8 protein-coding genes are annotated in these 9,386 nt (G+C 74.2%); 5 read left to right on the top strand and 3 right to left on the bottom strand.

Features of this window, described 5'->3' with window-relative positions:
• A partial coding sequence (locus tag V6V16_RS11705) for a hypothetical protein (protein WP_334562007.1) occupies positions 1 to 1,214 on the bottom strand: 1,214 nt, incomplete at its 3' end.
• 298 nt (positions 1,215 to 1,512) lie between these two features.
• On the opposite strand from V6V16_RS11705, the gene uvrB reads away from it, so the two are divergent.
• Together uvrB and V6V16_RS11695 are read left to right on the top strand one after the other, a co-directional pair.
• Entirely contained in the window at positions 1,513 to 3,621 is a 2,109-nt protein-coding gene (gene uvrB, locus V6V16_RS11700; RefSeq protein WP_334562006.1) for an excinuclease ABC subunit UvrB, read from the top strand.
• Between the two features lie 141 nt (positions 3,622 to 3,762).
• Complete coding sequence (locus V6V16_RS11695) at positions 3,763 to 4,623, top strand: helix-turn-helix domain-containing protein (RefSeq protein WP_334562005.1); 861 nt, start codon at positions 3,763 to 3,765, stop codon at positions 4,621 to 4,623.
• 141 nt (positions 4,624 to 4,764) lie between these two features.
• On the opposite strand, the gene V6V16_RS11690 is transcribed toward V6V16_RS11695, so the two are convergent.
• Entirely contained in the window at positions 4,765 to 5,058 is a 294-nt protein-coding gene (locus V6V16_RS11690) for an antibiotic biosynthesis monooxygenase family protein (protein ID WP_334562004.1), read from the bottom strand.
• A gap of 100 nt (positions 5,059 to 5,158) precedes the next feature.
• Here V6V16_RS11690 and pnuC point away from each other — a divergent pair, with 100 nt between their 5' ends.
• The 3 genes from pnuC (at position 5,159) to V6V16_RS11675 (ending at position 8,358) form a co-directional block, all read left to right on the top strand.
• Entirely contained in the window at positions 5,159 to 5,812 is a 654-nt protein-coding gene (pnuC, locus tag V6V16_RS11685) for a nicotinamide riboside transporter PnuC (protein ID WP_334562003.1), read from the top strand.
• On the top strand, positions 5,809 to 6,957 hold the full coding sequence (locus tag V6V16_RS11680) for an AAA family ATPase (RefSeq protein WP_334562002.1): 1,149 nt from the start codon (positions 5,809 to 5,811) through the stop codon (positions 6,955 to 6,957). Before pnuC ends, V6V16_RS11680 begins: the two co-directional genes overlap by 4 nt.
• Positions 6,958 to 7,356: 399 nt before the next feature.
• Positions 7,357 to 8,358 (top strand): TerC family protein, encoded by a 1,002-nt coding sequence (locus V6V16_RS11675; RefSeq protein ID WP_334562001.1) that lies wholly within the window; start codon positions 7,357 to 7,359, stop codon positions 8,356 to 8,358.
• 65 nt (positions 8,359 to 8,423) lie between these two features.
• Here V6V16_RS11675 and V6V16_RS11670 read toward each other — a convergent pair whose 3' ends face one another.
• Positions 8,424 to 9,365: a C40 family peptidase gene (locus V6V16_RS11670; protein WP_334562000.1), complete on the bottom strand. Its 942-nt coding sequence runs from the start codon at positions 9,363 to 9,365 to the stop codon at positions 8,424 to 8,426.
• Positions 9,366 to 9,386: the final 21 nt, after the last annotated feature.

The following is a 9,386-nucleotide window of genomic DNA, read 5'->3' as shown; positions in this document are numbered from 1 at the left end:
GTCGCGTCGAGCATCGGCCCCAGCTCGCCGGCCCGCCCCGGGTCGGCCCGCCAGCCCCTGGCGGGCGGCGGCAGCGGCGGCGCTCCGGGCGCCTCCACCCCGCCGGGGGCCGTCGCGGCCGGCGCCTGCGCGAGGGACACCCGGGTGCCGTCGATCCGCACCAGCGTCCGGCGCTCCGGCCCGCCGAGGCCGGCGACGGCAAGGTACGCGGTCCGTCCGCTCCAGCTCACCCAGCCGGTCGCGCGCAGCTGCGTGCCGGTGGAGACGGGCGCGGTCAGCGTCACGGCGGCGCCACGGGCGCGCAGGCGGGCGGGCAACCGGTCGAGCCGGGCCCGCTCGGCTGCGGTCAGCGCACGGGGCTGTCCGGGGCGGCCGCCGAGGGCGTCGACGGGGCGCAGCGTGGGCCGGTCGCTCCGGTTCAGCTGCACGGTCACCGGGCCGACGCCGGGCAGCTCGGTCTCCAGCCGGTGCAGCCGGGCGTCGTGGCCCAGCCAGTAGCGCGGCTGCTCGCCCGCGTTCCTGGACGCGGCCGGGGCCGAGGGCGGTGCCGGCGCGCCGGCGGCGGGCGGCGGCACCCGGAGGATGTCGACCGGCACCGCCCCCACCGTGCCGCCGCCCATCCGGCGGGCGGTGTCGGCCGGCGGCTCCGGACGGTCCGTGGCGAGGCCGAAGAGCAGGTCGAGTACGGCGGCCAGCGCGCGCCCGTCGGGCGGGTCGTGCAGCCGCCAGCGGTCGGCCGGCGGTACCAGCGGCGGCGGCGCGGGGGTCGGCACCGCCGTCGGGTCGGGGCGCAGCAGGGCCACCGCCGGGGTGGCCTGGAGCAGTCCGCGCTCGGCACCGGCGCCGGGCCCGCCGACGTCGAGGTAGACGAGCGAGCGCGACCAGTCGACCCAGCCGACCAGGTCGGTACGCGCGCCGCCGGTGCCCGCCGTCACGCGTACCCCGGCCCGCAGGTCGCGGTAGTTGGTGACCCGCATCGCGGCGAGCCGCTCCCGCTCGTCGCCGGTCAGCGCCCGGGGCGGCTCCGGCCCCGGCGAGGTCCAGCTCGGCAGCCCCACCACCAGCGCGACGGCGCTGAGCACGGCCACGGCCGTGAGCGCCAGCAGGAGTTTGCGCCGGCGGCCGGCCGGCGCCGGGACGTCCCCGGTGTGGGCGTCGTCGTGCGGCGGGCGGGTCGGGCCGGGACGCGTGGCCCGGGCGGCGGAGGTCTCCACGGGAGGTTGAACGGGACTCGCCCCCGTGGGGTGACGTGCAGGGGCGCTCGCGGCGGCCGGTCAGCGCGTCTCGCGCGACCACGTCGGGTGCGCACGCCGGGCAACCGGGTGCTGCGACCCCTGTGCCGGGGGCGGGCCGGCCCTGTCGGCCTGGCCACCTGCCCGGTCGGCCGCCGCGAGCGGCCTACACCGAGAGGGTAGTCCGGTGACATCGGCCACACAATGGGATATCGAAGGCGATCGCAGCAGGGGGCGATGTCGCCGCGCGGTGTCGGACCTGCGGCGTACGGTTGGTGTCATGGCGCTCGACATTCCCCGGCTCGACGGTCGCTTCCAGGTCATCAGCGAGTTCCAGCCGGCCGGCGACCAGCCGGCGGCCATCGACGACCTTGAGCGGCGGGTCCGACGCGGCGACCGCAACACCGTGCTGCTCGGCGCGACCGGCACCGGCAAGAGCGCCACCACCGCGTGGCTGGTCGAGCGGTTGCAGCGGCCGACGCTGGTGCTGGCGCCCAACAAGACGCTCTGCGCGCAGCTGGCCAAGGAGTTCAGCGAGCTGCTGCCGCACAACGCGGTCGAATACTTCGTCTCCTACTACGACTACTACCAGCCCGAGGCCTACATCCCGCAGACCGACACCTACATCGAGAAGGACTCCTCGATCAACGAGGAGGTCGAGCGGCTGCGGCACTCGGCGACCATGTCGCTGCTCACCCGCCGCGACGTGGTGGTGGTGGCGACCGTCTCGGCGATCTACGGCCTGGGCACCCCGGAGGAGTACCTCGACCGCGCCGTGCGGGTCGCGGTGGGGCAGGAGCTGGACCGCGACCAGTTGCTGCGCCGGCTGGTCGACATCCAGTACACGCGCAACGACATGGCCTTCAACCGGGGCACGTTCCGGGTCCGCGGTGACACGCTGGAGATCATCCCGGCCTACGAGGAACTGGCCGTCCGGATCGAGCTCTTCGGCGACGAGGTGGAGAAGCTCTACTACCTCAACCCGCTCACCGGCGACGTGGTCCGCGAGGTCGACGGGCTGGTGATCTTCCCGGCCACGCACTACGCCGCCGGCCCGGAGCGGATGGAGCGGGCGATCCGCGACATCGAGACCGAGCTGGCCGAGCGGCTGGCCGAGCTGGAGCGGCAGGGCAAGCTGCTGGAGGCGCAGCGGCTGCGGATGCGCACCACCTACGACATCGAGATGATGCGCCAGGTGGGGTTCTGCTCCGGCATCGAGAACTACTCCATGCACATGGACGGGCGGCTGCCGGGCAGCCCGCCGCACTGCCTGCTCGACTACTTCCCCGACGACTTCCTGACCGTTGTCGACGAGTCACACGTGACCATCCCGCAGATCGGCGGCATGTACGAGGGCGACGCGTCCCGCAAGCGGATGCTGATCGACCACGGCTTCCGGCTGCCCAGCGCCGCCGACAACCGGCCGCTGCGCTTCGACGAGTTCCTGGAGCGGGTCGGCCAGATGGTCTTCCTCTCCGCCACGCCCGGCCCCTGGGAGCTGGAGCAGGCCCAGGGCGAGTTCGTCGAGCAGGTGATCCGCCCCACCGGCCTGATCGACCCGGAGGTCGTCATCAAGCCCACCAAGGGGCAGATCGACGACCTGATGCACGAGATCAAGCTGCGCACCGAGCGCGACGAGCGGGTGCTGGTCACCACGCTGACCAAGAAGATGGCCGAGGACCTCTCCGACTACCTCCTGGAGAACGGCATCCGGGTGCGCTACCTGCACTCGGAGGTCGACACCCTGCGCCGGGTGGAGCTGCTGCGCGAGCTGCGCAAGGGCGACTACGACGTGCTGGTCGGCATCAACCTGCTCCGGGAGGGCCTGGACCTGCCCGAGGTGTCGCTGGTCGCCATCCTCGACGCCGACAAGGAGGGCTTCCTGCGTAGCGGCCGGTCGCTGATCCAGACCATCGGGCGGGCGGCGCGCAACGTTTCCGGCCAGGTGCACATGTACGCCGACAAGATCACCCCGTCGATGGCGGCGGCGATCGAGGAGACCGACCGCCGGCGGGCCAAGCAGATCGCGCACAACGAGGCGCACGGGATCAGCCCCGAGCCGCTGCGCAAGAAGATCCATGACATTCTCGACGACATCTACCGCGAGGCGGAGGACACCGAGAACAGCCGGGTCGGCGGCGCGGTGCGGCAGCTCTCCCGGGGCAAGGCGCCGGTGAAGGAGACCCGCAGCCGCAGCCGCGTCGAGGGTGCCGGGCCCGCGCGGGAGGGGATGGCCCGCGCCGAGCTCGCCCAGCTCATCCAGGAACTCAACGACCAGATGCTGGCCGCGGCCCGGGAGTTGCAGTTCGAGTTGGCCGCCCGGATCCGCGACGAGGTCTCCGTGCTCAAGAAGGAGCTGCGGGGGATGGAGGCCGCGGGCGTGAAGTGATCCGGGGCGTCCCGGCGCCCGCGCGGGGCCGGTCCCGCGCGGCGCGGGCGGGCGGCGACGGATACCGGTGATTGCGGTACGCGAGCACGGTATTGCGCTGGGTGATCGTCCTGCGTACTCTCCCTCCGTGGGGAGGCTGGGATGCCGTTGCCAACGAGTCCGGTCATTCGTCGCGCGCGGCTGGGCGCCGAGCTGCGCCAACTGCGACGGCGGGAGGCGCTGACGCTGGAACAGGTCTGCGACCGGCTGGGTTGGGCCTCCACCTCGAAGCTGTCCCGCATCGAGCTGGGGCAGAGCCGCCCCGACCTGGCCGACGTGCTCGACCTGCTCGACGTCTACGGGGTCCCAGCGGCCCACCGCGACGCGCTCATCGTGATCGCCCGCGACGCCGCCACCAGCCGGGGCTGGTGGAAGGCGCTGGGGGAGATGGGGGAGCGGCAGCGCACCTACGCCGAGCTGGAGGCGGGGGCGGCCAGCATCGTCGACTGGCAACCCGCCGTCGTGCCGGGGCTGCTCCAGACGCCCGCGTACGCGCGGCTGCGGATCGCCGCCGGCCGGCTGCTCGAACCGGCCCTCGACGTGGAGGCCGACGTGCGCGCCCGGGCGCTGCGGCACGAGGTGCTGCGGCGCGACGATCCGCCCCGCTACACGGCGCTGCTCGCCGAGGCGGCCTGCGAGGCCGGCGACACCCCGCCGCAGGTGTGGCGGGAGCAGCTGCGGCACCTGGTCGACCTGGCCGGCCTGCCGCACGTGACGATCCGGTTGCTGCCCCGGGGCGCCGTCCCGAGCGGCGGGGTGCACCCGTTCACGCCCTACTCCTGCTATTCGTTCCCCGATCCGGCCGACCCGCGCACCGTGATGCTGGAGGCGCTCACCACCGACGTGCGCCTGGCGACGGCGATCGACGTCGACCGGTACGAGCGGCTCACCGGCTGGCTGCTGGACGCCGCCCTCGGCCCGGAGGAGACGGTCGCGGCGCTGAGCCGGCTCGCCGCCGACTGAGCCCGGCCCACCGGTGCTGCCGGCGCTCCGGGAGCGGCGGAGCGGACGTCGCCGCGCGGCAACCGGGCCCGGCGCCCCCGAGACCGTCGGGACCGGCGGCCGACGCGTGCACGGCGCACCCTAGGGCAGGGGTACGACAGCTCAGGCCGGCACGTCCACGAAGTGCTCGACAAGCGGCGGGCCGGCGAAGTGCGGGCCGATCAGCGCCCGCCACCGCGCGAAGCGCTCGGTGCCGCGGAAGTTGTCGTTGTGCGCCTCGACGGAGTCCCACTCGACCAGCAGCACGAACCGGCTCGGGGACTCGACGCCCCGGGTCATCCGCACCGACCGGCAGCCGGGCGTCCCGGCGAGCACCGGATGCCCCTCGGCGTACGCGGCGGCGAACTCGTCCTCGTGTCCCGGCAGTACGTCGATGAGCGCGACCTCAAGCACCATCCCGGCAGCCTTTCACGCCGCCGCGCGGGCCGGGCGCCGCGGGGGCCTGTTCCCGCGGGTCGGGCCGATCTAGGGTGGGCGCGCGGAAAGGGGAGAGCCGATGATCGAGTGGCTCACCGGCACGGCGTTCACCGTGGCGGGCACGGGCACCACCTGGGCCGAGCTGCTCGGCTTCGTCACCGGGGTGCTCAACGTGTGGCTCGTCGCCCGGCAGCGGATCGCCAACTGGCCGGTCGGCATCGCCAACGTGCTGCTGCTGATGCTGCTGTTCTGGACGGCCGGCCTCTACGCCGACGCCGGTCTCCAGCTCGTCTACGTCGGCCTGGGCCTGTACGGGTGGTGGGCCTGGCTGTACGGCGGCGAGCGGCGCACCCGGCTCAACGTCGGCCGGACGGGCCGCCGGGAGTGGTGGGCGCTGGCGGCGGCGGGCGTGGTGCTGACCGGCGGGCTCTGGGCGCTGCTGGACGGGGCCACGGACTCCACCGTGCCCCTGCCGGACGCGCTGACGACCGCGCTGTCGCTGCTGGCCACGTACGGGCAGACCCGCAAGCGGGTGGAGAGCTGGTGGCTGTGGATCGCCGTCGACCTGATCTACATTCCGCTCTACGCCTACAAGGGTCTGTACCTCACCGCGGCCCTCTACGTGATCTTCCTCGGGCTCTGCGTGCTCGGGCTGCGCGAGTGGCGGGCGGACCTGCGGCGCGGCGGCGCCCCGACCCCGGTGCCGCCCGGCCCGGCCCCGGCGGCGCTGTGAGCGCCGGTCGGGCGCCGGCCGGCGGGTGCCCGGCGTCGGGTGCCGAGGCCGGGCCGTCCCGGTCGGCGCCGGAGTTCCGGCACGGCATGGTGGTGGGCAAGTTCTATCCGCCGCACGCGGGGCACCACGCGCTGGTCCGGGCCGCCGCGGCACGCTGCGCGGCGGTCACCGTGGTGGTGGCGCCGTCGCGCCGGGAGTCGATCCCCCTCGCGCTACGGCTGGAGTGGCTGCGCGAGGCGCACACGGACACCCCGTGGGTGCGCTTCGTCGGCCGCCACGACGACCATCCGGTGGACTACGCCGACCCGGCGGTCTGGGATCTGCACTGCGCGGTGTTCCGCGAGGCGTTGGGCGGGGCGCCGGTGGACGCCGTCTTCTCCTCGGAGCCGTACGGCGAGGAGCTGGCCCGGCGCTTCGGGGCGGTGTCGGTCTGCGTGGACCCGGGGCGGCGCGGCGTCCCGGTGTCGGGTACGGCGGTGCGCGCGGACCCGGCGGGGCACTGGGACCTGCTCAGCCCGCCGGTGCGGGCCTGGTTCGTCCGGCGGGTGGTGGTAGTGGGCGCGGAGTCGACCGGCACCACCACGATGGCCGCCGCCCTCGCCGCGCACTACGGCACCCGCTGGGTCCCCGAGTACGGCCGGGAGCTGACCGCGCGGAAGCTGGCCCGGCTGCGCGAGCGGGACGCCGCGGCCACCGTCTCCGACGTGGCCTGGGACCGCGACGACTTCGCCGAGGTGGTCCGGGAGCAGCAGGCGGCGGAGGACGCCGCGGCGAGGTCCTCCGGCCCGCTGCTCTTCTGCGACACGGACGCGCGGGCCACCGCCGTCTGGGAGGAGCGGTACCTGGGGTCGACGTCGGCGCGGGTCCGTGCGGCGGCCCGGCGGCCCGCGCTGTACCTGCTGACCGACCACGTCGGGGTGCCCTTCGACGACGACGGGCTGCGCGACGGGGAGCACCTGCGGGCGTGGATGACCGGGCGGTTCCGGGCGGAGCTGGCCGGCTGCGGGGTGCCGGTGGTGGAGCTCGCCGGCCCGCACCGGCGCCGGCTCGCCCGGGCGGTGGCCGCCTGCGACGCGCTGCTCGCGGCCGGCTGGCCGCTGGCCGCGCCGCTGGTCCCCGTCGTCCAGGAGCACCTAGCCTCCTAGGATGCCGTACGGGCGGTGCGCCCGGCCACGGACGGTGCCGCCCACTGCGGCCCCACCGGGCGCGCCGACACCGGCAGACGCGCCCGCCGTGCCGGCGGCGGAGACCGAGGAACGCCGATGCGACGGGTGGGAAAGGACACTCACGACCCGGGGTGCGGGCGGTGGCGGCGGTGGGCGAGAATGGCGGACGAGGAGGGGAGTATTCCCCCGCGACGGAGTCGTCAGCACGGTCGAGCGCAGATCCTGGGCGCGCGACCCGGCCCCGTGGGTCGCCGCCCCTTCGGGGTCGGCGACGGAAGAGACCTCCGTCAGTCACCAGAGTCAGTTGTCATCGGCACACCGCGTCCACCGAGGGCGTACGGTGTGCCGGTCGTTGCGTGTCTGCCGGAGGAATGAACCTTGGACGTGTCCGGACTGGTCTGGGCGGGGACGCTCGTCGCCCTCACCGGGATCCTGCTCGTGGATCTGCTGATCGTCGGTCGGCGGCCGCACGAGCCCAGTGTGCGTGAGTCGAGCCTCTGGGTCGGGTTCTACGTCGCCCTGGCCCTGATCTTCGGTGCCGGCCTCTGGCTGGCCTCCGGCGCCAGCGCGGCCGGGCAGTTCTACACCGGCTGGCTCACCGAGTACAGCCTCTCGGTCGACAACCTCTTCGTCTTCGTGATCATCATGGCCCGGTTCGGGGTGCCCCGGCAGTACCAGCAGAAGGTGCTGCTGGTCGGCATCGTGCTTGCGCTGGTCATGCGGGGCGGTTTCATCGCGGCCGGCGCGGCGTTGATCTCGCAGTTCTCCTTCGTCTTCTACATCTTCGGCGCGTTCCTGATCTACACCGCGATCAACCTGGCCCGCCAGGGCGAGCCGGACGCGGACGACTTCTCCGAGAACGCGCTGATCCGGTGGAGCCGAAAGGCGCTGCCGATCTCCCGGGAGTACGACGGCGCCCGGCTGACGACCCACACCGTCAAGGGCAAGCGGATGTTCACGCCGATGCTGATCGTGATGATCGCCATCGGCACCACCGACCTGATCTTCGCGCTCGACTCGATCCCGGCGATCTTCGGCATCACGCAGGAGCCGTACCTGGTCTTCACCGCCAACGTCTTCGCGCTGATGGGGCTGCGGCAGCTCTACTTCCTGCTCGGCGGCCTGCTGAACCGCCTGATCTACCTCAGCTACGGCCTGGCCGTGGTGCTCGGCTTCATCGGCGTCAAGCTCGTGCTGGAGGCCCTGGCCGACAACAACCTGCCGTTCATCAACGGCGGCGAGCACGTCTCCTGGGCCCCGCACATCCCGATCTGGCTCTCGCTGACCGTCATCCTCGGCACCCTGGCCGTGGCCACCGCGGCCAGCCTGATCAAGTCCTCCCGGGACCGGCGCCGGGTGCTGACCGACGTCGGTCACTGAGGCGTACGCGACACGACGAGAGAGGGCGCTCCCGACCGGGAGCGCCCTCTCTCGTCGTGGGTGGGTCAGACCCGGTGCGCGCCGACCAGGGTGGCGGTGCGCTCGTCGGGCAGTCGCTCCTCCAGCACCCGGCGCCGCACGTAGCAGGCGTGCAGCATCCGACGGTCGTCGCCGGGGCGCGGGTCGGCGGTGACGATGCCGATGTGGTGGATCCGGCGCCCGGGCCGGGCGAAGAAGTAGAGGTCGCCGGGGCGCTCCGCGCCCAGTGGCACGGGCGTCGTCGCCGTCGCCTGGTCGCTGGCGTCACGCGGCAGCAGCACGCCGAGCCGACGCCAGGCCAGGTGGACCAGGCCGGAGCAGTCGATGCCGTACGCCGACACCCCGCCCCAGATGTAGACGACGTCGAGCAGCCGCTGGGCGACGGCCAGCACCTCGCCGGCCGACGGGGGCGTCTCCGGCACCGGCACCGCGTCGCGGCCGGGCAGCCAGAGCGGGTCGGCGTGGCCGGGCGCGTGGACCGGCTGCCAGCCGTCGGTGGCCGGGCCGGCCGGGGTCAGCCGGGTGCCGAGGACGACGCCGGGGAGCACCTCGGCGCCGCCCGGCGCGTCGCGCAGCGCGGTGACGGTGGCGTCCACCACCAGCGGGGCGGCGGTGGTCTCGGTGGTGTCGGCGGCCGGCACGAGCTGCTCGGCGGGGAGCCAGCCGGGGTAGCCGCGCGGGTGCAGCAGGGGGGCGCGCTGTTCGAGTGCCACCACGTGCGCCCAGCCGTCCGGTCGCAGCTCGGTGACGAGCACCCGCTCACCGAGCAGCAGCTGACTCAGCACGCAGTCGCCGACCTGCTGGTCGGTGTCCATCCCCGAGATCCAGGCGGCGATGTCGGTACGCCCGGCGAGGGCGGGACGGTCGACGGGCCGTACGGCCTCGGGTGAGGTCCAGAGGGTCGCGACGGCGACCCGGACCACGGCCTCCTGGCCCGGTTGCAGCTCCACGCCCACCTCCCAGTTCACGCCGTCCGTCCCGGCACCCTA

Source organism: Micromonospora sp. CPCC 205561, from assembly GCF_036906775.1.
GTDB lineage: Bacteria > Actinomycetota > Actinomycetes > Mycobacteriales > Micromonosporaceae > Micromonospora.
The sequence above is the reverse complement of the archived record's forward strand: the minus strand, read 5'-3'. Positions and strand labels throughout refer to the sequence as shown.

Excerpts from the sequence above, each read along its gene's own strand:
- V6V16_RS11695 (WP_334562005.1), top strand. The coding sequence starts at position 3,763 with ATGCCGTTGCCAACGAGTCCGGTCATTCGTCGCGCGCGGCTGGGCGCC.
- V6V16_RS11690 (WP_334562004.1), bottom strand. The coding sequence starts at position 5,058 with ATGGTGCTTGAGGTCGCGCTCATCGACGTACTGCCGGGACACGAGGAC.
- uvrB (WP_334562006.1), top strand. The coding sequence starts at position 1,513 with ATGGCGCTCGACATTCCCCGGCTCGACGGTCGCTTCCAGGTCATCAGC.
- pnuC (WP_334562003.1), top strand. The coding sequence starts at position 5,159 with ATGATCGAGTGGCTCACCGGCACGGCGTTCACCGTGGCGGGCACGGGC.